The following is a 25,541-nucleotide window of genomic DNA, read 5'->3' as shown; positions in this document are numbered from 1 at the left end:
TCTCCTCACGTCGCGTTCAGCGCCACCGTCGGGTGCAGGCGTGAGGCCCGGATCGCCGGGTAGAGGCCCGCGACCACGCCGATCACCAGGGTCGCGGCCAGGCCGCCCGCCAGGGACCAGGGCGGGACCACCGTCGTCCACCCCTGCGCCCGTGCGAACCCGTACGTGGCGGCGGAGCCCAGCAATGCGCCCGCGACGCCGCCCAACGAGGACAGGAGCAGCGACTCGGTCAGGAACTGGAGCCGGATCGCGTTGCGCGTCGCCCCCAGCGCGCGGCGCAGGCCGATCTCCTGGCGGCGCTCCAGCACGGAGATGACCATCGTGTTGGCGACGCCCACCCCGCCGACCAGGAGGGCCACCGCTCCCAGCCCGAGCATCAGGGCCGTCAGCCCCTTGTCGGCGGCGGCGCGGGCGGCCAGTGCGTCCGAGGGGCGCGAGACCCGGACACCGGCCTCGTTGCCGGGGCTGACCGTGCGGGCCAGTACCGCCCGCACCTCCTCGACCGAGGCGTCCGTGGAGCGCTCGAAGACCGTGGTGGGGTGGCCGTCGAAGCCGAAGTAGCGTTTCGCGGCGGGGAATCCGACCAGAGCCACCCGGTCCAGGGTCGGGACCAGCTCGACGGGTTCGAGGATCCCGACGACGGCCACCCGGGTGTCGTTCAACATGATCGTCTCGCCGGGTCGGGTGATGCCGAGGCGGTCCGCCGCCACCGCGCCCAGCACGGCGGTGGGCAGGTGCTCGCCCGCCGGCGTCAGCCAGGTGCCCCGGGCCACCTCGCCCCCGAGCGTGGAGAGCAGGTCGGTCCGGGCCGCCTGGGTGGTGACCCCGGCCGTGCGCTCCTCGGGCACGACGTCGCTGCGGCGGATGCGGGCGTCGACCTCGGCGGTGGCCGTGGCGTGCCGCACCGGGCCGATCCGCTCGACCATCGCCACGGCGTTCTTCGGCAGGCGGATCGTCCCCCCGCGTGCGTCCTCGGCCGCCTCGGCGGTGAGGAGGTTGGTGCCGAGCCGGTCGAGCCGGGACATCAGGTCGGCGCGGCTCGACTCGGACAGGCCGACGACCGCGACCATCGTCGCGATGCCGATGGCGATCCCGAGCGCCGAGAGCACCACCCGGGCCCGGCGGGCCCGCAGTCCGACCGCGCCGACGCGCAGGACGTCCCGGGGGGAGAGGCGGGCGGGCCTGAGCTCGTGGGTACGGGTCATGCGCCGGCCTCCGTACGGGGGGTGGGTGCAACGGGGCGTGCGTCCGGCGTACCGGGGCCGGGCGTGGAGGCCGGGCCGGGCGTGGAGGGGTGTGGGTCCGGCGTACGGGGAGCGGAGCGTTCGTCCGCGACGATCTCGCCGTCCCTGAAGCGGACCCGGCGCGGCAGCGCGGCGGCGATCCCGTGGTCGTGGGTGATCACGCAGACCGTGGTGCCGGACGCGTTCAGCTCGTGCAGCAGCTCCATGACGATCTCGCCGGACGCGCTGTCCAGCGCCCCGGTCGGCTCGTCCGCCAGCAGCAGCCGGGGCTCCCCCACCAGGGCGCGGGCGATGGCGACGCGCTGCTTCTCACCGCCGGACAGCTCGTTCGGGGTGTGGGAGGTCCGGTGGTCCAGGCGTACGCGGGCCAGCGCCTCGCGCGCCCGGTTGCGCCGCTCCCGGGAGGGCAGGCCCGTGTACAGCAGCCCGTCGGCGACGTTGTCCACCGCGTCGCGCCCCGCCGCCAGGTGGAAGTGCTGGAACACGAAGCCGATGTGGCGGGCGCGCAGGGCGGAGAGGCGGGCGTCGGAGAGCGTGGACACGTCGTATCCGGCGATCCGGACCGTACCCGTGGTGGGCCGGTCCAGGGTGCCCATGACGTTGAGCATCGTGGACTTGCCGGAGCCGGACGGGCCGACCACCGCGAGGAGTTCGCCCTCGTGCACGGTGAGATCCACGGCGCGCAGGGCGTGGACGCCGCCGGGGTAGGACTTCGTGGCGTTCCGGAGTTCGACGACCGGGGCCACCGGGGCCGTCGGGGTGCCAGTGGCGAAAGGTGCGGGGGTGGCGGAGGTGGCGGAGAAGGGGGACGGGGCCGAAGGGGTCGGGCGGGGCCCGGGGTCCCGGGAGGAGGGCGGGGTCATGGTTTCGCCACCCCCACCTTCATGCCCTCGCGCAGCTCCGCGCCGCTGACCTCGATCTGCCCGTCGGCCGTCATGCCCGTCTCCACCCGGACCATCGACGAGGTCGCGCCCCGGACGATCTGGAGCCCGTACCCCCCGTTCTCGCCGCGCAGCGCCACCACCGCCTCGACCGGCACCGCGAGGACCCCCTTGCGGGCCTCGCTGACGAACGTCACGCTCGCCACCGCCTCGGCGTCCTCGCCCGAGGCCGCGCCGGGGCCGCCGTCGAGGACGACCTCGACGGTGATGCCCTCCGGGGCCTCGGCCTCCGCCCCGCCGCCCGCCTCCGGGCGGACCGTCCCGGCGACCTTCCCGGGGACTGTCCTTCCGCTGGGCAGGGCCACCTCCACCTTCGTGCCGCGTGCGGTGAGCGCGCCGTCGGCCTGGTCCAGGAGGGCCCGGACGACCGGCTTGGTGGAGGCGATCGTCAGGACGGGACCGTCCGGGCCGACCTGGTCGGCGAGGGCCGCGTCCGCGGAGACCACCTTCACCCGGTCGGGCTGGAAGACGACGTCGCCCCGGCCGACCCTGCCGGTCGTCTCGCGGTTGAGGTGCTTCTGCCACTGCTTGACGGCGGACTCGGTGTCCTTGCCGTACTCCGTGTCGACGTACAGCCCCGTCCCGTATCCCAGGTCGCGGAGGTTGCGCTCCAGTTGGAGGACGTCGCTGCCCCGGTCGCCCACCTTCATCTCGCGGAAGGCCGGGACCGGCCCGTAGAGGAGCGTGACCGGCTTGTCGTTCAGCTCGTACAGAGCCTCCCCCCGCTTCACGGTCCCGCCCTCGACGGCCGCCACCGTGACCGTGCCCTCCACGGCGGCCTTGACGACGCGGCGCTGTGCGAAGTCGATCCTGCCGTCGACGGTCTTGGAGAGGACGAGGTCGGTGCGGACGACGGCGGCCGTGGCGGGCGGGAGGTCGTCGCCGCCCTTGCCCGGGGCGCCCGCCCCGTCGCCGGAGCCGAGGAACAGGACGCCTCCGGCGACGGCGGCGGTCGCCGTGCCCAGCGCGAGGAGGACGGTGGTGGAACGCTTCACTGCATGCCGTCCAGACCGTCGAGCAGCTTCGACTTGCACGCCGCCCGGGCCTCCTTGTACGCGGGCGAATCGGGGTCGTAGACCGGGGAGGCCGGGTTCGGGTCGCCGCCGGGCACCGCGTTGCCGCCGGACATCACCGGGTTGGTGAACCGGCTGATGCCGTTGTCCCGCATGCACTGGGCGTGGGCGAGCATCGATTCGTAGGACTTCTGCTGGTCGCGCTTGGGCTCGACCGCCATGGCCGCCTGGAGCTCGTCCACGCAGACGTTGTCCTTCCCGGCCTTGATGCCCTCGTTGCGGCCGGGCTGGGAGCCGATCTCGTTGACCTTCTCCCAGTCGAGGTGGCCGCTGAGCTTGGGGTCGGGGAAGTCCTTGTAGCCGCCCTCGGCGCGCATGCACTGGACGAAGGCGACCTGGGCGTCGTAGTAGGCGCTCTTGCCCGCGGGCTTCGCGCTCGGAGTGCCGGGCGCGGCCTCGGGCCCGGAGGGCTCGGTCTTCGGGGACGGTGCGTCGGCGACGGCGTCGTGGCTCCTGGTCCCGGTGGTGTCGTCGCCGCCGCAGGCGACGGTGAGGGCGAGGACGGGCACGGCCACGAAGGCGGCCAGGCGGAGCCCGGCGGTGATGGTGGGGAAGCTCATGGGCCCCACGCTGGCCGCCGGGGATGATGGCCCGTGCATGGGCACATGATGGGAACGTAACAATGCCCCCGACCTGCGCCTCCGCCCCCGGGAGGGGGAGGCGGTGAGGTTTTTGGCGTGCGCATAATCGGCCCCATGCCGCATGTGCTGCTCATCGAGGACGACGCGTCCGTACGGGACGGGATGGAGCTCGTGCTGCGCCGGCACGGGTACGGCGTGGAGACCGCCGCCACCGGCGAGCAGGCCCTCGCGCTGCTGGCCGGGGAGCGGGGCGCGCGGGTCGAACTGGCCGTGCTGGACCTGATGCTGCCCGGCATGGACGGCTTCGAGGTGTGCCGCCGCATCCGGGCCCGGGCGCCGAAGCTGCCCGTCATCATGCTGACCGCGCGCGGCGACGACCGGGACATCGTGGCCGGGCTGGAGGCGGGGGCCGACGACTACGTGGTCAAGCCGGTCACCGCACCCGTCCTGGAGGCCCGCATCCGGGCGGCCCTGCGCCGCGCGGAACCGTATCCCCGGCAGGGGCCCGCCGGGCAGGCCCCGGACGCCGACCGCACCGATCACGCCGGGCTGGTGATCGACCGGGCCGGGCTGACCGTCACCAAGCACGGGGCGGCCATCGCGCTGCCGCCCACGGAACTGCGGGTCCTGCTGGAGCTGTCGGCGTCGCCCGGCCGGGTCCTCACCCGGGAACAGCTCCTCGCCTCGGTGTGGGACCACAGCTTCCTGGGTGACTCCCGGCTGGTGGACGCGGCGGTGGGCCGGCTCCGCGCCAAGATCGAGGACCTGCCGGCCAGGCCGCGGTACGTACAGACCGTGCGGGGCTTCGGCTACCGCTTCGGGCCGCTGTGAAGCCCCGGGATGCCGTGAGGCACCGGGGCGCGGTGGGGCCTCGGGGCGGCGCGGAGCCAGGGGCCGGTCCGGAGCCAGGGGCGGGCCCGGGGCCGGGGGCCGACGGGGAGCTCCGGGCCGGTGTGAAGCGGGGCGTGGTGCGTCGTGGCTCCCGGCGGCTCGTCGGCGGGCTGCGCGTCAGGCTCGTCGTCACCTTCGTCCTCGTCGCCCTCGTCAGCGCGGTGACCGCGACCGCCCTCGCCTACCGGGACGCCCGCACCGCCGTCCTCCAGCGCACCCAGAACACCACCGTGAACGACGTCCGGGAGCGGGTCGCCGCCGTCGCCGCCGGGTTCGACCTGCCGCCCGACCAGCGGTCGCTGTCCCGGTTCGCCGCGAAGGTCTCCGAGGGGCTGGGCGCGCGCATCGTGGTCGCCCGGCACCAGGACCTGTCCGCCGTCTCCGAAGCGTACGCCGACACGGAGGGCCGGATCACCGCCGAGCTGCGGGCCGCCGTCCGGTCGGGGGACGGGGCCCGGTTCCAGCGGGTCCAGTGGCGGGGCGACCCGTATCTGGTCGTCGGCACGCCCGTGTCGTACGCCGACGGGGACCGGCGCACCTCGGGTCTGGAGGTGTTCGTGATCACCGATCTGCGGGCCGAGCGCGACGACACCGCGGCCCTGCTGGACTCCGTACGGACGGGGACCGTGCCCGTGGTGGTGCTGGCCGCCCTGCTGGCGCTGCTGGCCGCCGGGACCGTGCTGCGGCCGGTACGGAAGCTGGGGCGGGCCACCCGCGAACTCGCCGCCGGGGACCTCGGCAGCCGGGTCGCGGTCCGTGGCCACGACGAACTGGCCGACCTGGCGAAGACGTTCAACGAGACCGCCGACGCACTCCAGGCGTCCGACGCGGAGTTGCGGGCGCAGGAGGCGAAGGCGCGGCGGTTCGTGGCGGACGTGTCCCACGAACTGCGCACACCCCTGGCGGCGATGACGATGGTGGCGACGGTCCTGGAGGAGGACGCCGACCAGCTGCCGCCGGACGCCGCCCACGCCGCCCGGACCGTCGGCGCGGAGACGGCCCGGCTGTCCCGGCTGGTGGAGGACCTCATGGAGATCTCCCGCTTCGACGCCGGCGCGGCACGCCTCAACGCGGCCCCGACGGACCTCGCCGACACCGTACGGGCGTCGCTGGCGCTGCGCGGCTGGACCGACCGGGTGACCGTCGAACTCCGTGAGGACGTACGGGCGGTGGTCGACCGGCGGCGCGTCGACGTGATCGTGGCGAACCTGGTGGGCAACGCGCTGCGCCACGGGGCGCCGCCGGTCACGGTGACCCTGGCCGCGCCCGGCGGCGACCGGGTGACGCTGGAGGTCGCCGACCACGGCCCGGGGCTGCCCCCGGAGGCCCGTGAGCGGGTCTTCGACCGGTTCTACAAGGCGGACGCGGCGCGGACGAGGACGACGGCGGTCGAGACCGAGGGCCCCGGCGAGCGCGAACACCCCGGCGAGCGCGAGGGCTTCGGGCAGGCGGGTGAAGGCTTCGGACAGGCGGGCTTCGGGCAGGGCAGCGGCCTCGGCATGGCCATCGCGTGGGAGAACGCGCGGCTGCACGGCGGGACCATCGAGGTCGGCCGGGGGCCGGCGGGCGGCGGCGCGGTGTTCACCCTGACGCTGCCCCTGCGGCGTCCGGAGGAGGAGGGGGAGGACGCGTGAGGTGCTTGCGGGGAGGGGCGCGGACGGGACGACTGCGCGGAAGCGCCCGGAGCGGGGGCCCGCGGGGAGACGCGGGGAGCGGGTGCGTCCGGGGAGCTGTTCTCACGGTGCTGGGGGCCGCGCTCGTCGCGTGCGGGGTCCAGCCGACCGGGGTGATAGACGCGGGCGAGCCCGCGTCCGGGCTGACGCGCGGGATGCGGTTGTACTACGCGTCCGACACCGGGCTGCGGGCCGTGCCCGTGCTCGACCGGGAGTCCGGCAGCCTCGACGCGGTGATGAAGCTGCTCGCCCAGGGGCCGACGGCCGCCGAGCGGCGCGAGGGGCTGACCACTCTGCTCCACGCCCCCAGCGGCTACGCCGTGACCGGGGACGGGCCCCGCGTCACCGTGGAGCTGGAGGGCCCCTACTGGGCGGAGGCCCGGGACCAGGTGACCGGGCAACTGGTCTGCACGCTCGCCAGCTTCCAGTCCGTGAGCGAGGCGGAGGTCCGGGCGGACGACGTGGAGGTGACGATCAGCCCCGGGGAGGGGCCGGACCTGGGGCCGCTGCGGTGCGCGGAGTATCTGGACGGCTGAGGGCGCGGCGGCCGGGCCCGCCTCTGACGGTCGTCGGCCCGGACCGGCCGTGGGGCCCGGTGTCCGGGCCGGGCCCCGGCGCCCGGCGGACGGGCCGGGCCCGGACGCCGGGCGTGGGCGGGGCCGTCAGAACCGTACGGTCACCTGCGTCTGGACGTGGGCGCGCAGCACCCCCGCCATGTCCGTCGCGCAGTCGCTGATCAGCCACTGGATCTGGAGCCCGTCCATGAGCGCGATGAACTGCTGTGCGGCTGCCGCCGGATCGACGTCGTCCCGGAGTTCGCCCGCCTCCCGGGCCTGGCGGTAGGCCAGTTCGGTGTTGGCGAGCGAGGTGCGGTAGCGGGCCTCGAAGTACGCGTGGGCCGGATGGTCGGGGGAGGTGGCCTCCGCCGCGACCACCGAGAACAGTTCGACGATCCCGCGCCGCTTCGCGTTCAGCTCCGCGAGGTCGGTCAGCCGGCGCAGATGGTCGACGCCCCGGGTCGCACCCAGGGCCAGCCACGCGTCGTCCACGTCGTCGCGGTGCTGGAGCACGGCGAGGAGCAGGGCCTCCTTCGTCGGGAAGTGGTGGAGGAGACCCGGGTGGGAGATGCCGCACCGGGTGGCGATCACCCGGAGCGACGCGCCCCGGTAGCCGGCCTCGCCGAACAGGGTCATCGCCTGGTCGAGGATCTCGGTCCGCTTGGCCCGGCCCTTGGCGTAGCCGCGCGGCGTCCCGGAGGTCACGCGCGATCACCCGCCGGGCCCGCTGGACCTGACAGACCCGCCGGACCCGCCGGACCTGCCGGGCCCGCCCGGCCTGTGGGACTCGCTGAACCCGTACGCGCCGTCATCGGAATCGGACACCTCTCTCGCACCGCCGCTCCGGCCCAGATTCTCACAGGATCGCATCCCGCTTCCCTCAATACTTACCGAGCGGTCGGGATTGAGCGTACGGTACTGCGGAGTGCTTTCGTGAAAGGAACTCCTGTGGGCCTCAAGCCGCCGTACCTCGATCCCGCGCTGCCCGTCGCGGAGCGGGTCGCCGACCTCCTGGGGCGCATGACGCTGCCCGAGAAGGTCGGCCAGATGCTCCAGCTCAACGCCAAGGAGGGGGTGCGGCACCTCGTCGAGGACCTGCACGCGGGCTCGATCCTGCACGCCTCGCCGGAGCGGGTGAGCCAGGCCGCCGAGCTCACCGCGAGGACCCGGCTGCGCATCCCGCTGCTCGTCGCCGAGGACTGCATCCACGGGCACTCCTTCTGGGAGGGCGCCACGATCTATCCGACACAGCTCGGGATGGCCGCCACCTGGGACCCGGAGCTGGTGGAACGGATCGCCCGCGCCACGGCGGTCGAGGTCGCGGCGACCGGGGTGCACTGGACGTTCTCGCCGGTGCTCTGCATCACCCGGGACCTGCGGTGGGGCCGGGTGAGCGAGACGTTCGGCGAGGACCCGTTCCTGATCGGCGAGCTGGCCTCCGCGATGGTGCGCGGCTACCAGGGCGAGGGCCTCGACGACCCGACCGCGATCCTGGCCTGCGCCAAGCACTTCGCCGGCTACTCGGAGACCCAGGGCGGCCGGGACGCCAGCGAGGCCGACATCTCCCGGCGCAAGCTGCGCTCCTGGTTCCTGCCGCCGTTCGAGCGGGTCGCCAAGGAGGGCTGCCGCACCTTCATGCTCGGCTACCAGTCGATGGACGGCGTGCCGATCACGGTGAACAACTGGCTGCTGAACGAGGTGCTGCGCGGCGAGTGGGGCTACACCGGGACCCTGGTCACCGACTGGGACAACGTCGGCCGCATGGTGTGGGAGCAGAAGGTCTACGCCGACTACGCACAGGCGTCGGCCGCGGCGGTCCGCGCGGGCAACGACATGGTGATGACCACGTCGAACTTCTTCGCCGGAGCCCAGGAGGCGGTGGCCCAGGGCGCGTTGACCGAGGCGGAGATCGACGCCGCCGTACGGCGGATTCTGACGCTCAAGTTCGAGCTGGGCCTCTTCGAGGACCCGCGCCACCCCGACGCCGCCCGGCAGGCCGAGGTCATCGGCAGCGGGGCGCACGCCGCGCTGAACCTGGAGGCGGCCCGCCGCTCGCTGGTGCTGCTGACCAATGACGGCACGCTCCCGTTCGCGGGGGGCCTGGTGGCGGACGATGCGGGCCGGGGCCGGCCCCTCGCCTCCGGCTCTCCCCGTACGGTGGCGGTCGTCGGCCCCAACGCGGACGACGCGCAGACCCAGTTGGGCGACTGGGCGGGCTCGTCGGGCCAGGCGGACTGGCTGCCGGAGGGGCAGCCGCGCGGCATGATCCGTACTGTCCTCGACGGCTTCCGCGACCACGTCCCGGCCGACTGGACGGTCGCGTACGCGCCGGGGGCCCGGATCCTCGACGTGGGCCCCGACCCGGAGGGCGCGTTCTTCCCGGACGGCCAGCCCCGCCCGGAGGTGGTCGTCCCGGCGGCCCCCGACTCCCGGCTGATCGCGGAGGCGGTCGCCGCCGCCGAGGCCGCCGACCACGTGGTGGCCGTCGTCGGCGACCGGATCGAGCTGATCGGCGAGGGCAAGTCCACCGCCACGCTCGAACTCGTCGGCGACCAGGTGGCGTTGCTGGACGCGCTGGCGGCCACGGGCAAGCCGTTCGCGGTCGTGGTGATCAGCTCCAAGCCGCTGGTGCTGCCGCCGTCCGCGCTCGACGCGGCGGCGATCGTGTACGCGGCCAACCCGGGGATGCTCGGCGGCCGGGCGGTCGCGGAGCTGCTCCTCGGCCTGATCGAGCCGACCGGCCGGCTGCCGCTGTCCTTCGCCCGGCACGCGGGCCAGCAGCCGACGTACTACAACCAGGTGCGCGGCCAGCACGGCTCGCGCTACGCCGACCTCACCCAGCGCCCGGCGTTCGCGTTCGGCGAGGGGCTCGGCTACACGACGGTCGACTACACGGACCTGGAGGTGCTGACGTCGGTGGTCGACGAGTCGGAGACCGTACGGGCCCGGGTCACGGTGGCCAACACGGGGGCGCGGCCCGCGCTGGAGACGGTCCAGGTGTACGTGAGCGACACGGTGACCTCGGTGACCTGGGCGGAGAAGGAGCTGAAGGCCTACCGGCAGGTGGCGCTGGCACCGGGCGAGTCGCGGGAGATCCTCGTCGAGCTCCCGGCGGCCGACTGCACCCTCGTGGACGCGGAGGGCCGCCGGGTCGTGGAGCCGGGCCGCTTCGAGCTGATGGTGGGCCCGTCGTCCCGCGACGAGGCGCTGTTGCGGGGGGAGTTCACGGTCAAGGGCTGAATCGGGAGCCGGGAGCCGGGAGCCGGGAGCCGGGAGCTGGGGGCGCGTCCGTCCGGTCAGGGCCCGCCGGACGTCTTCGTCAGCTCGTACAGGTCCCCGGAGTCCGGGTCGCCGACGTACTGGTAGAGGGTGGGCCGGCCGTCCCGGCCGCCGATGTTCCAGTAGCCGAACGTGCACGGGGGGACGTCGATGGTCAGCACCTGCGACCTCGTGTCCTCACCGGCCTCGTAGCTCCAGGTGCCCTGTCCCGTACACGCGTCGGGTTCGCTGTCGCTGTCGTCTCCGCCGTCGTCGTCGTCCTCGGCGCCGACATCGACGGCGGAGACCCGGCCGTCGGCCGTGAAGGTCAGCGTTCCGCCGAGTCCGTCGGACCAGCGTCCGACGAGCTCCGCCGAGGTGACCGCCGGGGGACGGTACTCGGGAATGATCCCCGTCGCGAGACCGGCGCCGCCGAGGACGGCGGTGAGGACCACGGAGACCAGCCCCCACAGCAGCACCGGCCCGAAGATCCGCTCCCGGCGTGACCGCCAGAGCAGTGCCGGGACGGTGAGCGCGGCCGTCGTCAGCGGCCAGGCCACCGCGATGCCGACGGGCCCCGAACCGCCGGACAGCGCGACGACGAGGACGAGGGAGACGGCCGCCGCCACCGCCGGAACCCACCACCAGGCCTCCCGCCCGCCGAACCGGCGTCCCAGCACCGCGCTCAGCCGGACGGTCGGCAGGACGAGGACCACGGACACCACGCCCGCGACCGCGGTCCCGAACACGGCGACCACGGGGAGGAAGAAGACGAACATCACCGAACCGCCGCCCAGGCTCGGCGGCTCCTGCGTGAAGCCGTGCACGACGGCCACGACGTAGGCGACGACCGCTTCGATGAGCAGGGCCAGGATCGAGAGGAGCAGCGACAGCCCCCAGAGACGCTTCTTCGTCATCGCGCCGCCCTCCTGGTCAGCTCGTACCGGTCCACGTCGTCCGGTTCGACGGACCGCACGACGGTCCGGTGGAGGGTCGGCCGGTCCGCGGTCCCGCCGACGTCCCAGACCGTCCGGCCGCAGGGGGACACGTCCACGCCGACTCCCCGGGCGTGACGGCTCGTTCCCGTGCCGTATCCCCAGGTCCCGTGGCCCACACAGGCCTCACCCCGGTCGCCGGAGGTGCCGTCGAGGCCGGAGACCGTGGCCCGGCCGTCGGCCTCAAGGGTCAGCAGTCCGCCCCTTCCGTCGGACCAGGTCCCCACCAGGGCGGCGCGGGGGACGACCGGCGGGCGGTACACCGTCAGGACGCCCGTGCCGAACGCGACGCCGCCGAGCACCCCCGTGAGCACCACGGCGGTCAGCCCCCACAGGAACACCGGGCCGAAGGCCCGCTTGCGGCGCGAGCGGCAGACCAGCGCCGGAACGGTGAGCGCGACCGCGGTCAGCGGCCAGGCCCCGGCGAAGCCGACGGGCTCCGGGGAACCGGTCACGACGGTGGTCGCGCCCACGAGGACGAGGGAGACGGCCGCCGCCACCACCGGAACCCACCACCACACCTCCCGCCCCCCGAACCGGCGTCCCAGCGCGTCGCTCAGCGCGGCGATGGGCAGGACGAGGGCCACCGACAGCGCGGCGGCGGCCACGGCGGCGAACAGCACGAGAACGGGCAGCAGCACCACGAACAGCGGCGAGCCGCCGGTCGGGGCCGTGGCCCACGACTGCCGGGTCAGCCCGTCGAGGACGGACACGACGAGCGCGAGCACCGCCTCCAGCAGCAGGATCACCGTCGAGAGCAGCAGTGACAGCCCGTACGGACGCTTCTTCTCCATCGTTCAGTCCCCCCTTGCGCACGGCGATGCGCGCGGCACGCCCTCATCGGGGCGGCAGCTGCGGCCATGGTGTCAGAGCTGTTTGAACGCGTTCAAGGCGGGGTTCGCGGCACCCGGGCGGCACCCGGGCGGCGCTCCGCCGGAAGCCCCGCGGCACCGCAGGTACCTCCGGCGGCGCTCCGGTGAGGGCTTGCCCGGGGGGTGAGTCCCGGATCCGTACGGGGTGAGTTTGGGGCGCATTCGGGGCGCGTAAAGAAGAAGCGTTTCCGCGTGCGGGTATTCCCCCGTATGGGTGTGGCGAGGCCGTCCGAACGGGGGTGGGGCGAGCACAATGGGGCGGCGGTTCGTGCAGAGGCGCGCAGGCCCCTCTCCCGCACCTTGCGCTCAAGGAGGACCGGTGGCGGAGAGCTGGACGGTTCAGCGGACGGGGCCCGGGGATGCCGCGCGCACGCAGGCGCGCGAACAACTTCTCGAAGCAGCCAGGGAGTTGTACGGCGTCAACGGATACCGCGCCACCGCCGAGCACGATGTGTGTGCCGCGGCCGGTGTGCCGGTCGAGGTGCTGCGTCAGGAGTACGGCTCCCGCGAAGGGCTGCTCATCGCCCTCCACAACCGGGTCACGACGACCGGGCTGCGGGCGGCGGAGAGCGCCCTCCAGGGCGACGGCATCGAGAACCACTCGATCGCGGAACGGGTCCAACTGCTTTTCGACGCCTACGTGGAGGCCGTCACCAGCGACCCGCGCGAGGCCCGGGTGACGTTCGTCGAGGTGCTGGGGGTGAGCGCCGTGGTGGACGAGCACTGCAAACTCTGGCGGGCCCTGTGGACGGAGTTCCTGACCGGGGAGGCCGAACGGGCGGTGGAGCGCGGCGAGGCGGAGGACCGGGACCACCGGGTCGACGTGATGGTGATGGTCGGCACGGTCCACGAGCTGATGGCCCACCACACCCGCCGCAGCCGCCGGGCCAGACCCGAGGAGGTCTCGGGGGAACTGACCCAGCTGGCCCTGTCGATGCTCGGGTCGCGGTCGGCGGGCGAGCCCGCGGGGTGAGCCGGGGCGCCGGAGGCCCCTCGGCCGACGGGAACGCCGGCCGCTGACGCGGCGGGACGCCGATCAGGCCGGCAGGGGCAGCGCCGGAGCCGGGAGCCCCGCGTAGGGGCCGCCCAGCTCCCATGCCTGGTGCATCGCGTCGGCGAAGGCGGCGGCGAGCTTGTGCTCGCCCGTCGGGCCGGGGTGGGTGCCGTCGTAGGTGTCCGTGCGGATGTCGTACGCCGTGGGGCGCGAGGCCAGCAGGAGCGGTGAGGACGGTTCGTCGAGGTCGGCCACGGCCTTGGCGAGGAGGTCGTTGAAGCGGGCGCAGGAGGCGGCGAAGGGGGCGTCCGTCACGGCCCGGACGTTCGGTATCACCGGGAGCAGCACCATGCGCAGACGCGGATTGGCCGTGCGGGCCGCCGTGATGAACGCGCGGGCGTTGGCGGCCGTCTGCTCGGCGTCCGTGTAGAACCCGAGGTCTATCAGGCCGAGCGAGACCAGCAGGACGTCCGCCTCCGCCTCGCGCACCGCGTCCGCGATCACCGGGGCCATGTGCAGCCAGCCCTCGCCCCAGCCGGACAGGTGCCGGCGGGCGGCGGGCGGGAAGGACGGGTCGGCGTACGCGTGGGAGACCGGGGCGTTCGCCCCGGTGTCGTACAGCGTGGTGCGCGGGCCGACGATCTCGTACCGGAGGCCGGGGAACGTCTCGAAGTGCTGCCACATCCGGTAGCGCCAGGTGAAGTCGCCGGTGGCGCCGATGGTCATGGAATCGCCGACCGGGAGAAAACGCATGGCGTCATCATGGCCGATCACGGCTCCGGCCTGCGACGTGACGATGGACACTTGGGCCATGCGCTCGTATCCGACCGGCCCGGCGGGCCGCGCCGCCGCCGCTCTCGCCGCCGCCCTCGTCGTCGCCCTTCCGCTGTCCGCCGCGGCCGGACCGGCCGCGGCCGACGACGGACGGCCCGACCGGGACTTCACGATCGAGGACCCCCGCATCACCGAGTCCAGCGGCCTCGCCGCCAGCCGCGCGCACCCCGGCGTCTACTGGACGCACAACGACAGCGACGACGGCCCCTACGTCTACGCCGTCGACTCCCGCACCGGGAAGACGCTGGCGACCATCACCATGCGGGGCGTGGGGGAGCCGAGGGACGTCGAGGGCATCTCGATCGGGCCGGACGGCGACCTCTACGTCGGTGACATCGGCGACAACCTCGACGGCACCTGGGACCACGTCTGGATCTACCGCTTCCCCGAGCCGAAGACCCTGCGCGACGCCACCGTCACGGCCGTCCAGTACGACGTGACGTACGCCGACGGGGCCCGCAACGCCGAGGCGCTGATGGTCCACCCGAAGACCGGCCGCGCCTACATCGCCTCCAAGAACGAGGACGGCGGCGGCCTCTACGAAGGCCCCGCGAAGCTCACCACCGGCTCCCCGAACGTGTTCCGGCGGGTCGGTGAGGTGCCGTGGGTCACGGACGGGGCCTTCTCGCCCGACGGGACCCGGCTGGTGCTGCGCTCGTACTTCAGCGCCCGCGAGTACGCCTTCGAGAACGGCCGCCTCGGTGAGGACCGCTCGGTCGCCGCCCCGTTCCAGCGGCAGGCGGAGTCGGTGACGTACACGGCGGACGGCTCGGCCCTGATGTTCGGCTCGGAGGGGGCCCGCAGCGGTGTCGTCCGGGTGGAGACGGAGGGCGGGGGCGGCGGCTCGGGGGGCGGCCAGGACCGGGGGAAGCCCTCCGGGAGCGGCAGCGCGGGTGACGAGACCGGCGGAAAGGAGGGGGACGGCGACGGCGAGGGCGGCGCCGGGCTCGGTGCGGCGATCGTCGTGGGGGTGGCCGTCCTGTGGTTCGCGTTCCGCCGGAAGCGGGGCCGGGGCTGAGACCCGCCCGGGATTCTCAGCGGGTAGCCCGCCACGCGCCGAGCCTCGTGCAGCCGCCGCCCGCCCGTCCCCGGCCGGGCCTCGCTCAGTTGTCGTCCGTCTGTCCCCGGCCGGGCCTCGCTCAGTTGTCGTCCGTCACCGGCCACACCTCGTAGTGCAGGGTCCGGTCCCGCTTCAGCCGGTGCGCGAACGGGACGAGCACGCCCTGGACGACCGGGTACTTCCGCGACAGCATCCGCGCCGCGTGCGTGTTCTCCTCCGTACCCGGCCGCAGCAGCCGCGCGTGCGCCCTGATCTGCGGTCCGGTGGGGCGGCCCCGGACCGTGCAGGGGGCGATCTCCACCTGCGGGTGGTTCCGCATCCGCTCGACCTTCCAGGCGGAGGAGAACGTGCGGATGAACGCGTGATCGCCCTCGACGGCGATGTTGACCGGTGTGCCGACGGGCGTTCCGTCCTGCCGGTGGGTGCTCAGCAGGACGGCGTACTGCTTGACGAAAGGAGCGAGCTCCCGGCTGGCGTCCATGTATCCATTGGGGCACGGGCCGGGCAGGCTGTCATTTCCGGGCCGCTGTCCGCTCAGTGGTCCCCTCTGCGGCCCGGTCCTCCGCCCGGTCCTCCCCCCGTTCCTCCGCCCGGTCCGGGGCCCCGTCCACCGCTCCGGCCACCGTCCGCTCCGCGACCAGGGCCTCGAAGCCGGCGATCAGCCGGCGAAGCCCGAAGTCGAAGTGGTCGAACTCGGCGCTGAAGGTGTCCTCCGACAGGCTCGCCATCATCGGGTACGCACCGCTGAGCATGGCCCGTTCCAGGTACGGGCGCTGGTTGTCCCAGAACTCCTGGTCGCTCAGCCCGGTCTCCCGGACCGCCTCCGCCGCGTCGGCCCGGGTGCGGGCGATGCCCTCCACGAAGCTGTTGACCGTGACGATGACGCCGATCAGCTCGGGGTCGCGCAGCCCCATGGACCGCAACCCGGTGAGGGAGAGCTCCAGGCCGCGCAGCGCACTGGGGCCGAGCACCGTGCGGGCCTGGTTGATCTTCAGCAGCCAGGGGTGGCGGCGCAGGTTCTCCCGGTAGGTACGGGCCATGGCGTCGACGGACGCCCGCCAGTCGGCGGGGGGCGCTTCGGAGGGATGGTCCGCACCGGCGGTACGGCCGGTGCCGGTGGGGTGGTGGCCCGTGGCGCCGGGCAGGGGCTCGCCCAGCACCCGGTCGAGCATCAGGTCCAGCAGTTCGGCCTTGCCGGGGACGTACCGGTAGAGCGACATGGTGCCCGTGCCCAGCTCGGTGGAGAGCCGGCGCATCGAGACGGCGGTCAGCCCCTCCGCGTCCGCGACGGCGATGGCGGCGGTGACGATCCGGTCCAGCGAGAGCCCCGGTTTGGGGCCGCGGCTGGGGCGGTCCCCGGTGCCCCACAGGAGTTCCAGGCTGCGTGCGATGTCGCCGCTCCCGGTGGTCGTGCCGTCCGTCGCCGCTGTCGATCCGTCTTTCGCCATGAGGTCAGCGTAATGCTCCGGAGGAAAGGTGAGTACGCCGTACCCGCATCGGAGTACGCTGTACCCAGTTTGCGGGTGCGGTGTACCCAGTCAGCTCCCGGCCGGTCCGGGAGCCGGTCCGGAACCGGTCCGGGAAGCAGTGGGGAACAGGGGGTTGGGACATGCTCATGCCTGAAACAGGGTCGGGTGCCGCGTCCGGGTACGCGGTGCTCGCCGAGGGTGTGGTGAAGCGGTACCGGGGGCGGGGGAGGGGCGGCACGGAGAAGCGGGCGCTCGACGGGTTCGACCTCGCCGTCCGCCCCGGCACCGTCCACGGCCTGCTCGGCCCGAACGGGGCCGGCAAGACCACCGCCGTGCGGGTCCTCGCCACGCTCCTGCGGTACGACGCGGGCCGGGCGGAGGTCGCCGGGCTCGACGTGGCCCGCGAACCCCGCCGGGTTCGGAGCCGCATCGGGCTCGTCGGCCAGTACGCGGCCGTCGACGAGGGCCTCACCGGGCGGCAGAACCTGGAGATGTTCGGACGGCTCTTTCACCTGGGCAACCGACGGGCCCGGCAGCGCGCCGGGGAGCTGCTGGACCGGTTCGACCTGGCCGAGGCCGCCGACAAGGGCGCCAAGGAGTACAGCGGCGGCATGCGGCGACGCCTCGACCTGGCCTCCTCGATGATCCTCCAGCCCGACGTGCTGTTCCTGGACGAGCCGACGACCGGGCTCGACCCGCGCGGCCGGGGCGAGGTGTGGGAGGCGGTCCGGGCGCTGGTGGCGGGCGGGACGACCGTGCTGCTGACCACGCAGTACCTGGACGAGGCGGACAAGCTCGCCTCGCGCGTCACCGTCATCGACCGGGGGCGGGCCATCGCCGACGACACCCCGGACGCGCTCAAGAACCGGGTCGGCGGCGACCGGATCGAGGTGGTGGCCGCCGAGGCGGGGGACCTCGACGCGGTGACGAGGGCCGTCGACCGGGTGGCCGGGGGCGGACTCGTCGTCACCGACGCCACCGCCCGCCGGGTGCACGCCCAGGTCGCCGACCGGGTGGCCGCACTCACCGAGGTGGCCCGGGGCCTCCAGGACGCCGGAATCGCGGTGGAGGACATCGGACTGCGCCGGCCGAGCCTGGACGACGTGTTCCTCCGCCTGACGGGACACGGCGCGGTCCCCGGCGGCGACGGCCGGGGCGCCGGCAACGACGACCACATCCCCGCGGAGGTGGCGGCATGACCACAGACGCAGCGAACCCCGCCGCGGTGCGGACGGCCCCGGTCCGCGACCACGGCTCCGTCCTCTGGGCGGTCACCGACTGCTGGAACATCACCCGCCGCACCCTCACCCACTACCAGCGCCACCCCTCCGCCGTCGTCTGGCAGCTCGGCTTCCCGATCCTCTCCGTCCTGCTGTACGGCTACGTCTTCGGCAGTGCGATGAAGGTGCCCGGGGGCGGGGACTACCGGGAGTTCCTGATGCCCGGCATGTTCGCCATGACCATGGCCATGGGCTTCATGAACACCACCGTGGCCGTCGTCACCGACGCCGCCAGGGGGGTCGTCGACCGCTTCCGGTCCATGCCGATGGCCCCCTCCGCCTTCGCCTCCGGACGCGGGGCCGCCGACCTCGTGGTGGCCGCCGCCGAGCTGACCATCCTGGCCGTCACCGCGCTGCTGATGGGCTGGCGCGCGGAGGGCGGGGTGCCGGCCGGACTCGCGGCGTTCGGGCTGCTCCTGCTGCTGCGGTTCAGCCTGATCTGGGTGGGCGTCTGGCTCGGCATGCTGGTGCCCACCCCGGAGGCGGCCGGCGGCCTGTACGCGGTGGCCTTCCCCGTCACCATGATCTCCAGCACCTTCGTGGCCCCGTCCCTGATGCCGGGGTGGCTGGGCACGATCGCGGCCTGGAACCCGATCTCCTCGACGGCGACGGCCACCCGCGAACTGTTCGGCAACCCCGTGGCGGGCGGCGGGACCTGGGTGGAGGAGCACGCCGTGCTGATGGCCGTGGTCTGGCCGCTGGCGATCACGCTGGTGTGCCTGCCGCTGGCGGTGCGCCGCTTCCAGCGCCTGAGCCGGTGAGGAGCCTCGCCCACCCGCTGTGAGCTGCGGAAACCCTGTGCCGGGGGCCGGTGCTCGGCATAGGGTCGGACCGTGCCGACGACCATCGCCCCCTGGCCCTTCACCACCGCCCGCCTCGACGCGCTCCCCCTCGACCCGGCGTACGCCGACGAGATGGCGGCCGTCCTCGCGGACCCGGCGCTGTACGTGTTCACCGGCGGCGGCCCGCCGGACGCCGCCGCGCTGCGGTCCCGCTACGAGCGGCAGTGCGCCGGTTCGCCGGACCCGGGGGAGCGGTGGTGGAACTGGGTGCTGCGGGTCCGCGCGGACGGACGCCTCGCCGGATACGTGCAGGCGACGGTACGGGGGCCCCGGGCGGAGATCGCCTGGGTGATCGGGACGCCCTGGCAGGGCCGGGGCTACGCGAGCGAGGCCGCGCAGGGACTCGCGGCGCACCTGGTCGCGGCCGGAGGCGTCCGGGAGCTCCTCGCCCACGTCCACCCCGACCACGCCGCCTCGGAGCGGGTGGCGAAGGCGGCGGGCCTCCGGCCGACCGGGGAGCGGGCGGACGGCGAGCGGCGCTGGACGGGCAGCCCGCCCGCACCGGGGGGCCGTTGAGCCCTCCTACCGGGATGACCCGCCGGGATCCGCCGGGCGGCGAGAGGTGCTGTCGGGCGGCACGGGGCGGTGGGCTCGGACATCCACCGGCCGTCCATCGGGATCGCGAGCGGTCATCGTCCACTGCGCGGGCAGTGTCTCGATCTGCCCGACCGGCCACCCGGCGCCGAGGATGCTCTCGCGAACCGCGGACAGCCGCGCGTATGTCCCGACGCGCAGACCCCAGCCCGCGTTGCCGAGGGGATCGGGATCAGTCGTGGGGGCTTCGGCGGTTTCGACGATCATCAGGTGGTCGTTCCCGCCGACGTCGACGGCCGCGATGCGTGGATGGGACGAGGTCGCCGCGCGCTCGAAGGCGAGCGTCGCTCCGAGCAACTCGGTGTAGTACGCCACGAGTCGGTCAAGGTCGGTCGTGGACAGGGTCAGGTGGTTGATTCCCAGGAGCTCAGACACGATGGACCAACTGTAGTGCGGCTGCCGGGCGGTGTCCTCAGCGTTACGGCGATGCGGCCGCAGCGCCCGGCGCACCAGGGCGAGTCGGACGGGCGGCTCCACGGCGAACGCCGGGCTTCTCGCAGCGGTTCACGGTGCGGTGCGCCTGCTTCCGCGCAGCACCCGACGAGCAGGGATCGCCTTCGGGGCGGGTGATGGGCCCCGTGTGCGACGGGTGCGGGGCGCCGCCCGGAGCCGGTCAGTCGGACTGCTTCTCCATGTGCGTGAGGACGCGGTTCGCGATGTGGGAGAGGGCGTCCAGCTCGTCCTGGGTCAGGGCGTCGATGAACAGCCTGCGGACATGTTCGACGTGCAGGGGGGCGGCGTCCTCGATGGCCTTCCGGCCGGCCGGGGTGGCGACGATGAACGCTCCGCGTCCGTCGTCGGGGCAGTCCTCCTTGGTCACCAGTCCGCGCTTGGCCATCCGCCCCACCTGGTGGGACATGCGGCTTTTCTCCCACTCCACCAGTTTGGTCAGGTCCATGAAGCGCATGCGCCCGCCGGCCTCGGTGAGCTTGGCCAGCACGATGTAGTCGGCGGGGGACATGCGGGAGTCGGACTGCACCCGGCGTGAGAGCCGTCCGATGAGCTTCTCCTGCATGCGGATGAAGCTGTCCCAGGCGGCCTGCTGCTCCGGGGTCAGCCAGTTGGGCGGTGCGTCCATGCCAGGAGCGTAGCGATGCGGTCGGCGGCTCGGCCATGGCCGGGCGGGGCCGGTGCGCGCCTCGGATGGCCGGTCTCCCCCGGGCCCTGCGCAAATCGGCCGCCCCAAGGGCTAGTTGACGTGTCAATCATCGATGCCTAGTGTGGATGACACGTCAACTAAATGGCTGTGGCAGGCACACGTGAAGCTCCAGAAGGGGAATCCCATGAGCACCCAGAACAAGGCCGGACTCGACGCGCTGCTGACGCCGGAGGAGAGCGTCCTCGTCCTGATCGACCACCAGCCCTTCCAGTTCGCCAACCTGAACAGCCATGAGCCGACGATGATCGTCAACAACGTCGTCGGGCTCGCCAAGGCCGCCAGGGTCTACGACGTGCCGACGATCCTGACGACCGTCCTGGAGGAGCGCGGCGGCCTGATCATCCAGGGCATCCAGGACGTGTTCCCGGACCAGAAGCCGATCGACCGGACCTTCATCAACACCTGGCAGGACCGGCGCGTCGTCGACGCCGTCAAGGCGACCGGGCGCAAGAAGCTGATCCTGGCCGGGCTCTGGACGGAGATCTGCCTGGCGATGCCGGCCATCCAGGCGGCGGGCGAGGGGTACGAGGTCTACGCCGTCACCGACGCTTCGGGGGGCGTGTCGGCCGAGGCGCACGACATGGCGGTGCGGCGCATGGTCCAGGCGGGCGTCGTGCCGATCACCTGGCTGGCCGTGATGGGGGAGTGGCAGCGCGACTGGGCCCGCGAGGAGACCATCCCGGGGGCCGCGGAGGTCCAGGCCCAGCACGGGGGCGCCACGGGCGTGGCCTTCGCCTGGGAGACGCAGCTCCTCGCCGCCGGGCGCGCCGGAAGTGCGGGCTGACGCCGAGACTGGTAGGACGACGACGCGCCACCCGGACCGGTCCGGTGCGCCGACGAACGGAGAGAAGAGGACACATGGCAGTCGAAGTGAAGGACGTGCCCGGGGCCAAGCGGTACGAGGCCCGGGTCGACGGAGAGGCCGAGGTCGCCGGCTTCGCGGACTATCTCCGTACGGCGGAACTCATCGCGTTCCTCCACACCGAGGTCTCGCCCGCGTACGAGGGCAGGGGGGTCGGTTCCGCACTGGCCCGCGCCTCCCTGGACGAGGCGCGCGCCGCCGGCCTGCGCGTCCTGCCCACCTGCCCGTTCTACGCGGGATGGATCGCCCGGCACCCCGAGTACCAGGACCTGCTGTACCAGTCGCGCAGCAAGGTCAGCGACTGACGGGGCGGGGAGCGGGGAAGGCGCGGGCCCGTTCCCTCGGAGGATGAGGTGCGGGTCCGCTGTCCCGGTGGGTGAGGCGTGGCCCCTCCCGCCCTCGGCCGCCCGGGCCCGGGTCGCGCGAGGCGGTCTGACCGCCCGCCCCGGCCGGCGGACCGGGGCCGTACGTGGACGCGGACGTCCGGCCCGCCGCGGAGGCCCGGTAGCCCGATTGGCGGATGGCCGCGGGCGGGCGGAGAGTGAGTGTGGGGGCCCGCACGGGTGGGAGGAGCACCCGTGGCAACCACTCTCTGCGAGGCGGACATGGCTGACAGCACAGCTCGGAGCGGAAACCCGGCGTCGATCGGCGGGAACCGGGGAAACGGCGTACGCGGCAGGACCACCATCGCCGACGGCGTCGTGGCCACCATCGCGGCCATCGCCATCCGCGAGACCGGCGGCGTCCATTCGGTGGGCAAGGGCACGGCGAAGGCACTGGGCGCCGTGACGGGCCGGGTGCCCGGGGCCTCGGGCAAGGAACGGACCGTGAAGGTGGAGGTGGGTGAGAAACAGACGGCGATCGACGTCGACGTCGAGGTGGAGTACGGCGTTGCGATCCACGAGCTCGCCGACCGGATCCGGGGGAACGTCGTCGACGCCGTGGAGACGATGACCGGGCTGGAGGTCGTCGAGATCAACATCAACGTCTTCGACGTGCACATCCCGGACGAGGACGACGAGGAAGAGGACGGTTCGGACGGCGGAGGCGCCGGACGGGGCGGCGCCCGCGTGGTCTGAGCCCGACACGGCCGATTGTCAGTGGCGGCTGTGAGGATGGGGGCACCGGCACGACCGGGTGACCGGCACAGCGGATTGAGGGGGGACCCATGGGCGCCTGGGACATCGGCCACTTCGACAACGACACCGCCGCCGACTTCGGCGGGCGGGTCGACGACGCGGAGCCCGGCAGGAAGGCGGACGTGCTCCGGGACGTGCTGAGCGCCATCGCGGACACCGGACCGGAGCAGTACGCGGACTGCGGCGAAGAGGCGGTGGCCGCGGCGGCGCTGATCGCCGCGCAGTGCCCCGGAGGAGAGCCCGTCACCACCGCGTACGGCCCGAAGGAGCCGCTGCCCCCGCTCCCCGCCGACCTGCGCCCGCTGGCCGTCCGTGCCCTGGACCGCCTCACCGCGGAGAACGCGGAGCCGCTGGACCTGTGGGCGGAGGCCGGTGAGGACCAGGCGTGGCTGGCGGGGATAGCCGCCCTGCGCGCGGTGCTCGCGGCGGCGTGACCTCTCAACGCCCTCAGCGCTTCGAGCGGCCCGCGCGCACGATCTCGTCCACGTCCGGGGAGACGTCGGCGCCGATCGAGGCGGGCAGCGGGGCCTGCCGGCCCGGGGCGCAGACCTCGTGGCGGTCATCATCGCCGGGCGGAGCAGTCCGGGAGCGCGCTTCCGGACCGTGCCACTCCGACGGGTGAAGCGGAGACGGCCCGGCACACCGCGTGGGTGCCGGGCCGTCTCCGTGCGGTCGAGGACCAGGGCGTTACAGCTTCTCGATCACGTAGTCGACGCACGCCGTGAGCGCCTGCACGTCCGCCGGGTCGATCGCCGGGAACATCGCCACGCGCAGCTGGTTGCGGCCCAGCTTGCGGTAGGGCTCGGTGTCCACGATGCCGTTGGCGCGCAGCACCTTGGCGACGGCCGCCGCGTCGATCTCGTCCGCGAAGTCGATCGTGCCGATGACCTGCGAGCGCTTCGCCGGGTCCGTGACGAACGGGGTGGCGTACTTCGACTCGTCGGCCCAGCCGTACAGGTGGCCCGACGAAGCCGCCGTGCGGCCGGTCGTGAAGTCCAGGCCGCCCTGGGTGTTCATCCACTTCAGCTGCTCGTTCAGCAGGAAGAGGGTGGCCAGCGCCGGGGTGTTGTACGTCTGGTTCTTCAGCGAGTTGTCGATCGCCGTCGGCAGCGAGAAGAACTCCGGGATGTGCCGGCCCGAGGCGTGGATCCGGGCGGCGCGCTCCAGCGCCGCGGGGGAGAACACGCCGATCCACAGGCCGCCGTCGGAGGCGAAGGACTTCTGCGGGGCGAAGTAGTAGACGTCGGACTCGGTGATGTCGACCGGGAGGCCGCCCGCACCGGAGGTGGCGTCCACCAGGACGAGCGCGCCCTCGTCGGCGCCCGCGACGCGCTTGACCGGGGCCGCGACACCGGTGGAGGTCTCGTTGTGGGTGAAGGCGTAGACGTCGACGCCCGCCTCGGCCTCCGGGTCCGGGTGGGTGCCCGGGTCGGAGGCGATGACGGTGGGGTCGGACAGCCAGGGCGCGAGCTTCGCGGCCTTGGCGAACTTCGACGAGAACTCGCCGAAGTTCAGGTGCTGGGACTTCGACTCGATCAGACCGTGCGTCGCGATGTCCCAGAAGGCGGTGGAGCCGCCGTTGCCGAGGACGACCTCGTAACCCTCGGGGAGGGAGAAGAGGCTGCGCACACCGTCCCGCACCTCGCCGACCAGGTTCTTGACCGGGGCCTGGCGGTGGGACGTACCGAGGAGAGAGGTGCCGGTGGCGGCCAGCGCGTCGAGCGCCTCCGTCCGCACCTTGGAAGGACCGGCGCCGAAGCGTCCGTCGGCGGGCTTGATGTCAGCGGGAATCTGGATGTCGGCCACGGGACGGAGCGTAGTCCCTCGGTGGCACGGCTCAGCAACCGTGTCCGTCGGATGAGACGCGCGCTCCGGCCCGTGGATGCCCGCGGACACTGCCCCGGGTCGTGGCCGCGAAGTCTCGTCCGGCCCGCCCGACGGGCGGACGACGAGACTTCGCGGACACTCCCTACGCGTCGTGTCCGAACGGGCAGCCCAGCTTCACCGGCAGTTCGTGCAGGTCGTTCTGGGTCACGATCGGCTTGTTGCGCAGCTCCGCGGCGGGGACCGCCAGGTCCAGCTCCGGGAACCGCTCGTACAGGGCCGGGAGCGCGATGCCCGCCTCCAGGCGGGAGAGCGCCGCACCGGGGCAGACGTGCGGGCCGTGGCCGAAGGCGATATGGCGGTTCGGGGTGCGGCCGGCGTCGAAGTCGCCGGCCGTCGGGCCGTACTGCTCCTCGTCGCGGCCCAGCGCGCCGAACGACACGATCAGGCCCTCGCCCTTCGGCAGGACCCTGTCGCCGACCTTGATGTCCTCCGTCGCGAAGCGGATCAGGACGTGCGAGGTCGGGGTGTTCCAGCGCAGCGTCTCCTCGATGACGCCGTCCCACCCGATCTCCCCGTTCAGCACCTTCTCGCGCTGCTCGGGGTGGGTCGCCAGGGCCTCCACGACGTTGACGATCAGGCTGATCGTGGTCTCGTGCCCGGCGGCGATGATCAGTTGCAGCGTGTTGACGATCTCTTCGTCGGTGAGGTGGTCGCCGTCCTCGGAGGCCGCGATCAGCGCGCTGGTCAGGTCGTCGCCCGGGTTCGCCCGCTTGGAGTCGACGATCTTCGTGAAGAGGGTCCCGAGGTCCGCCATCATCTGCGGCACCTCCTCCGGCGGGGTCTGCGTCGAGAAGAACTTCTCGAACAGCTCCTTCAGCCGCGGGTGGTCCGCCGCGTCCACGCCCATCAGCTCGCTGATCACGTTCATGGGGAGGGGGTAGGCGAACTCGGCCTTCAGGTCCACCGGCGCCCCGGCCGGGTGGGCCGCCAGCCTGTCCAGGCTCGCGTTGGTCAGCGCCTCGATCCCGGCGCGCAGCCGCTCCACCCGCTTCACCGTGAGCGCCTGCGCCACCAGCGTACGGAGACGGCGGTGGTCCGCCCCGTCGACCGTCAGCATCGAGCGGCCCGGGTTGGCCAGGCCGATCAGCGGCCAGTCCATGGGTATCTCGCCGCGCTGCCAGGCGTTCCACACGTTGATGTCCTTGACCACGCGGCTGTCGGTGAGCAGCGCGCGGGCCTCCGCGTGACGGGTGACGGCGTACACGTGTACACCGCCGGGCAGCTCCACCTCGGCCAGCGGGCCGGCGGCCCGCAGCGCGGCGCTCTCGCCGTCGAGGTCTCTGACGAAGGGGTCGAGCGCGATGCGGGTCATGCGGGGCCTCCGAAGCTTCCGGGT

Annotated in this window: 27 protein-coding genes and 1 pseudogene; 13 read left to right on the top strand and 15 right to left on the bottom strand. The window is 73.5% G+C overall.

Annotation, left to right across the window (positions count from 1 at the left end; translation table 11 throughout):
* Positions 1–5: 5 nt before the first annotated feature.
* The 4 genes from DTB53_RS08340 to DTB53_RS08325 are packed head-to-tail and all read right to left on the bottom strand — an operon-like array spanning position 6 to position 3,818.
* Entirely contained in the window at positions 6–1,205 is a 1,200-nt protein-coding gene (locus DTB53_RS08340) for an ABC transporter permease (RefSeq protein ID WP_003967251.1), read from the bottom strand.
* Complete coding sequence (locus tag DTB53_RS08335; RefSeq protein ID WP_012379677.1) at positions 1,202–2,107, bottom strand: ABC transporter ATP-binding protein; 906 nt, start codon at positions 2,105–2,107, stop codon at positions 1,202–1,204. The genes DTB53_RS08340 and DTB53_RS08335 overlap by 4 nt, the downstream gene beginning before the upstream one ends.
* The gene (locus DTB53_RS08330; protein ID WP_012379676.1) at positions 2,104–3,180 is read right to left on the bottom strand and encodes a peptidoglycan-binding protein; all 1,077 of its coding nucleotides are present in this window, start codon (positions 3,178–3,180) and stop codon (positions 2,104–2,106) included. Before DTB53_RS08330 ends, DTB53_RS08335 begins: the two co-directional genes overlap by 4 nt.
* Positions 3,177–3,818, bottom strand: a complete 642-nt coding sequence (locus tag DTB53_RS08325) for a hypothetical protein (RefSeq protein WP_042496478.1) — start codon at positions 3,816–3,818, stop codon at positions 3,177–3,179. Before DTB53_RS08325 ends, DTB53_RS08330 begins: the two co-directional genes overlap by 4 nt.
* A gap of 135 nt (positions 3,819–3,953) precedes the next feature.
* Between DTB53_RS08325 and DTB53_RS08320 the strand changes: the two genes are divergently transcribed.
* The 3 genes from DTB53_RS08320 to DTB53_RS08310 all read left to right on the top strand — a co-directional run bounded on the left by DTB53_RS08320 (position 3,954) and on the right by DTB53_RS08310 (position 6,939).
* The gene (locus tag DTB53_RS08320; protein WP_012379674.1) at positions 3,954–4,670 is read left to right on the top strand and encodes a response regulator; all 717 of its coding nucleotides are present in this window, start codon (positions 3,954–3,956) and stop codon (positions 4,668–4,670) included.
* Between the two features lie 134 nt (positions 4,671–4,804).
* Positions 4,805–6,364 carry an ATP-binding protein gene (locus DTB53_RS08315; protein WP_236586234.1) on the top strand — a complete coding sequence of 520 codons (1,560 nt, stop codon included), beginning with the start codon at positions 4,805–4,807 and terminating at the stop codon, positions 6,362–6,364.
* 107 nt (positions 6,365–6,471) lie between these two features.
* A complete protein-coding gene (locus DTB53_RS08310) occupies positions 6,472–6,939 on the top strand; it encodes a GerMN domain-containing protein (protein ID WP_012379672.1) in 468 nt (155 codons plus the stop codon).
* Positions 6,940–7,065: 126 nt separating this feature from the next.
* On the opposite strand, the gene DTB53_RS08305 is transcribed toward DTB53_RS08310, so the two are convergent.
* The gene (locus DTB53_RS08305) at positions 7,066–7,665 is read right to left on the bottom strand and encodes a TetR/AcrR family transcriptional regulator (protein WP_012379671.1); all 600 of its coding nucleotides are present in this window, start codon (positions 7,663–7,665) and stop codon (positions 7,066–7,068) included.
* Positions 7,666–7,908: 243 nt separating this feature from the next.
* On the opposite strand from DTB53_RS08305, the gene DTB53_RS08295 reads away from it, so the two are divergent.
* Positions 7,909–10,200 carry an exo-beta-d-1,3/1,6-glucosidase gene (locus DTB53_RS08295; protein ID WP_042496475.1) on the top strand — a complete coding sequence of 764 codons (2,292 nt, stop codon included), beginning with the start codon at positions 7,909–7,911 and terminating at the stop codon, positions 10,198–10,200.
* A gap of 56 nt (positions 10,201–10,256) precedes the next feature.
* On the opposite strand, the gene DTB53_RS08290 is transcribed toward DTB53_RS08295, so the two are convergent.
* A complete protein-coding gene (locus DTB53_RS08290; RefSeq protein WP_012379669.1) occupies positions 10,257–11,135 on the bottom strand; it encodes a hypothetical protein in 879 nt (292 codons plus the stop codon).
* Complete coding sequence (locus DTB53_RS08285) at positions 11,132–12,007, bottom strand: hypothetical protein (RefSeq protein WP_012379668.1); 876 nt, start codon at positions 12,005–12,007, stop codon at positions 11,132–11,134. Before DTB53_RS08285 ends, DTB53_RS08290 begins: the two co-directional genes overlap by 4 nt.
* Before the next feature lie 397 nt (positions 12,008–12,404).
* On the opposite strand from DTB53_RS08285, the gene DTB53_RS08280 reads away from it, so the two are divergent.
* Positions 12,405–13,058, top strand: coding sequence for a TetR/AcrR family transcriptional regulator (locus tag DTB53_RS08280; RefSeq protein WP_003967240.1), 654 nt, complete (start codon positions 12,405–12,407; stop codon positions 13,056–13,058).
* Between the two features lie 63 nt (positions 13,059–13,121).
* Here DTB53_RS08280 and DTB53_RS08275 read toward each other — a convergent pair whose 3' ends face one another.
* The gene (locus tag DTB53_RS08275; protein ID WP_012379667.1) at positions 13,122–13,832 is read right to left on the bottom strand and encodes a GDSL-type esterase/lipase family protein; all 711 of its coding nucleotides are present in this window, start codon (positions 13,830–13,832) and stop codon (positions 13,122–13,124) included.
* Positions 13,833–13,890: 58 nt separating this feature from the next.
* Between DTB53_RS08275 and DTB53_RS08270 the strand changes: the two genes are divergently transcribed.
* Entirely contained in the window at positions 13,891–14,931 is a 1,041-nt protein-coding gene (locus DTB53_RS08270) for an SdiA-regulated/phytase-like domain-containing protein (protein ID WP_012379666.1), read from the top strand.
* A gap of 121 nt (positions 14,932–15,052) precedes the next feature.
* Here DTB53_RS08270 and DTB53_RS08265 read toward each other — a convergent pair whose 3' ends face one another.
* Positions 15,053–15,454, bottom strand: coding sequence for a PPOX class F420-dependent oxidoreductase (locus tag DTB53_RS08265; protein WP_003967237.1), 402 nt, complete (start codon positions 15,452–15,454; stop codon positions 15,053–15,055).
* A 31-nt stretch (positions 15,455–15,485) separates the two neighbouring features.
* Positions 15,486–16,421 carry a TetR/AcrR family transcriptional regulator gene (locus tag DTB53_RS08260; protein WP_012379665.1) on the bottom strand — a complete coding sequence of 312 codons (936 nt, stop codon included), beginning with the start codon at positions 16,419–16,421 and terminating at the stop codon, positions 15,486–15,488.
* Positions 16,422–16,582: 161 nt separating this feature from the next.
* Between DTB53_RS08260 and DTB53_RS08255 the strand changes: the two genes are divergently transcribed.
* From DTB53_RS08255 to DTB53_RS08245, 3 genes are all read left to right on the top strand, one after another.
* Positions 16,583–17,641 carry a daunorubicin resistance protein DrrA family ABC transporter ATP-binding protein gene (locus tag DTB53_RS08255; protein WP_012379664.1) on the top strand — a complete coding sequence of 353 codons (1,059 nt, stop codon included), beginning with the start codon at positions 16,583–16,585 and terminating at the stop codon, positions 17,639–17,641.
* Entirely contained in the window at positions 17,638–18,483 is an 846-nt protein-coding gene (locus DTB53_RS08250) for an ABC transporter permease (protein WP_012379663.1), read from the top strand. The genes DTB53_RS08255 and DTB53_RS08250 overlap by 4 nt, the downstream gene beginning before the upstream one ends.
* 72 nt (positions 18,484–18,555) lie before the next feature.
* Positions 18,556–19,080 (top strand): GNAT family N-acetyltransferase, encoded by a 525-nt coding sequence (locus DTB53_RS08245; protein WP_012379662.1) that lies wholly within the window; start codon positions 18,556–18,558, stop codon positions 19,078–19,080.
* A gap of 6 nt (positions 19,081–19,086) precedes the next feature.
* Here the strand turns inward: DTB53_RS08245 and DTB53_RS08240 are convergent, their stop codons facing one another.
* Positions 19,087–19,635 carry a VOC family protein gene (locus tag DTB53_RS08240; protein ID WP_012379661.1) on the bottom strand — a complete coding sequence of 183 codons (549 nt, stop codon included), beginning with the start codon at positions 19,633–19,635 and terminating at the stop codon, positions 19,087–19,089.
* A gap of 136 nt (positions 19,636–19,771) precedes the next feature.
* Positions 19,772–20,236 carry a MarR family winged helix-turn-helix transcriptional regulator gene (locus tag DTB53_RS08235; protein ID WP_012379660.1) on the bottom strand — a complete coding sequence of 155 codons (465 nt, stop codon included), beginning with the start codon at positions 20,234–20,236 and terminating at the stop codon, positions 19,772–19,774.
* A 205-nt stretch (positions 20,237–20,441) separates the two neighbouring features.
* Between DTB53_RS08235 and DTB53_RS08230 the strand changes: the two genes are divergently transcribed.
* The 4 genes from DTB53_RS08230 to DTB53_RS08215 all read left to right on the top strand — a co-directional run bounded on the left by DTB53_RS08230 (position 20,442) and on the right by DTB53_RS08215 (position 22,752).
* Entirely contained in the window at positions 20,442–21,101 is a 660-nt protein-coding gene (locus tag DTB53_RS08230; protein WP_012379659.1) for a hydrolase, read from the top strand.
* Positions 21,102–21,175: 74 nt separating this feature from the next.
* Positions 21,176–21,484 carry a GNAT family N-acetyltransferase gene (locus tag DTB53_RS08225; protein WP_012379658.1) on the top strand — a complete coding sequence of 103 codons (309 nt, stop codon included), beginning with the start codon at positions 21,176–21,178 and terminating at the stop codon, positions 21,482–21,484.
* Positions 21,485–21,784: 300 nt separating this feature from the next.
* Positions 21,785–22,258 carry an Asp23/Gls24 family envelope stress response protein gene (locus tag DTB53_RS08220; RefSeq protein WP_012379657.1) on the top strand — a complete coding sequence of 158 codons (474 nt, stop codon included), beginning with the start codon at positions 21,785–21,787 and terminating at the stop codon, positions 22,256–22,258.
* Between the two features lie 89 nt (positions 22,259–22,347).
* Positions 22,348–22,752: a DUF4259 domain-containing protein gene (locus DTB53_RS08215; RefSeq protein WP_012379656.1), complete on the top strand. Its 405-nt coding sequence runs from the start codon at positions 22,348–22,350 to the stop codon at positions 22,750–22,752.
* Between the two features lie 13 nt (positions 22,753–22,765).
* Here DTB53_RS08215 and DTB53_RS37340 read toward each other — a convergent pair.
* From DTB53_RS37340 to DTB53_RS08200, 3 genes and pseudogenes are all read right to left on the bottom strand, one after another.
* A pseudogene (locus tag DTB53_RS37340) lies at positions 22,766–22,891 on the bottom strand (Uma2 family endonuclease); the annotation flags it as partial.
* Positions 22,892–23,005: 114 nt separating this feature from the next.
* Positions 23,006–24,124, bottom strand: a complete 1,119-nt coding sequence (gene serC, locus DTB53_RS08205) for a phosphoserine transaminase (RefSeq protein ID WP_012379655.1) — start codon at positions 24,122–24,124, stop codon at positions 23,006–23,008.
* A 163-nt stretch (positions 24,125–24,287) separates the two neighbouring features.
* The gene (locus DTB53_RS08200) at positions 24,288–25,517 is read right to left on the bottom strand and encodes a cytochrome P450 family protein (protein WP_012379654.1); all 1,230 of its coding nucleotides are present in this window, start codon (positions 25,515–25,517) and stop codon (positions 24,288–24,290) included.
* Positions 25,518–25,541: the final 24 nt, after the last annotated feature.

The organism is Streptomyces griseus (genome assembly GCF_900460065.1).
Lineage (GTDB): Bacteria > Actinomycetota > Actinomycetes > Streptomycetales > Streptomycetaceae > Streptomyces > Streptomyces griseus.
This window is presented reverse-complemented; position numbering and strand designations above follow the sequence as displayed.

Bases quoted from the DNA above. Each gene is read 5' to 3' on its own strand.
- DTB53_RS08270 (WP_012379666.1), top strand. From the start codon at position 13,891: ATGCGCTCGTATCCGACCGGCCCGGCGGGCCGCGCCGCCGCCGCTCTC.
- DTB53_RS08200 (WP_012379654.1), bottom strand. From the start codon at position 25,517: ATGACCCGCATCGCGCTCGACCCCTTCGTCAGAGACCTCGACGGCGAG.
- DTB53_RS08265 (WP_003967237.1), bottom strand. From the start codon at position 15,454: ATGGACGCCAGCCGGGAGCTCGCTCCTTTCGTCAAGCAGTACGCCGTC.
- DTB53_RS08290 (WP_012379669.1), bottom strand. From the start codon at position 11,135: ATGACGAAGAAGCGTCTCTGGGGGCTGTCGCTGCTCCTCTCGATCCTG.
- DTB53_RS08285 (WP_012379668.1), bottom strand. From the start codon at position 12,007: ATGGAGAAGAAGCGTCCGTACGGGCTGTCACTGCTGCTCTCGACGGTG.
- DTB53_RS08260 (WP_012379665.1), bottom strand. From the start codon at position 16,421: ATGGCGAAAGACGGATCGACAGCGGCGACGGACGGCACGACCACCGGG.
- DTB53_RS08225 (WP_012379658.1), top strand. From the start codon at position 21,176: ATGGCAGTCGAAGTGAAGGACGTGCCCGGGGCCAAGCGGTACGAGGCC.
- DTB53_RS08340 (WP_003967251.1), bottom strand. From the start codon at position 1,205: ATGACCCGTACCCACGAGCTCAGGCCCGCCCGCCTCTCCCCCCGGGAC.
- DTB53_RS08255 (WP_012379664.1), top strand. From the start codon at position 16,583: ATGCTCATGCCTGAAACAGGGTCGGGTGCCGCGTCCGGGTACGCGGTG.
- DTB53_RS08320 (WP_012379674.1), top strand. From the start codon at position 3,954: ATGCCGCATGTGCTGCTCATCGAGGACGACGCGTCCGTACGGGACGGG.
- DTB53_RS08235 (WP_012379660.1), bottom strand. From the start codon at position 20,236: ATGGACGCACCGCCCAACTGGCTGACCCCGGAGCAGCAGGCCGCCTGG.
- DTB53_RS08250 (WP_012379663.1), top strand. From the start codon at position 17,638: ATGACCACAGACGCAGCGAACCCCGCCGCGGTGCGGACGGCCCCGGTC.
- DTB53_RS08215 (WP_012379656.1), top strand. From the start codon at position 22,348: ATGGGCGCCTGGGACATCGGCCACTTCGACAACGACACCGCCGCCGAC.
- DTB53_RS08220 (WP_012379657.1), top strand. From the start codon at position 21,785: ATGGCTGACAGCACAGCTCGGAGCGGAAACCCGGCGTCGATCGGCGGG.
- DTB53_RS08325 (WP_042496478.1), bottom strand. From the start codon at position 3,818: ATGAGCTTCCCCACCATCACCGCCGGGCTCCGCCTGGCCGCCTTCGTG.
- DTB53_RS08275 (WP_012379667.1), bottom strand. From the start codon at position 13,832: ATGCGTTTTCTCCCGGTCGGCGATTCCATGACCATCGGCGCCACCGGC.
- DTB53_RS08230 (WP_012379659.1), top strand. From the start codon at position 20,442: ATGAGCACCCAGAACAAGGCCGGACTCGACGCGCTGCTGACGCCGGAG.
- DTB53_RS08335 (WP_012379677.1), bottom strand. From the start codon at position 2,107: ATGACCCCGCCCTCCTCCCGGGACCCCGGGCCCCGCCCGACCCCTTCG.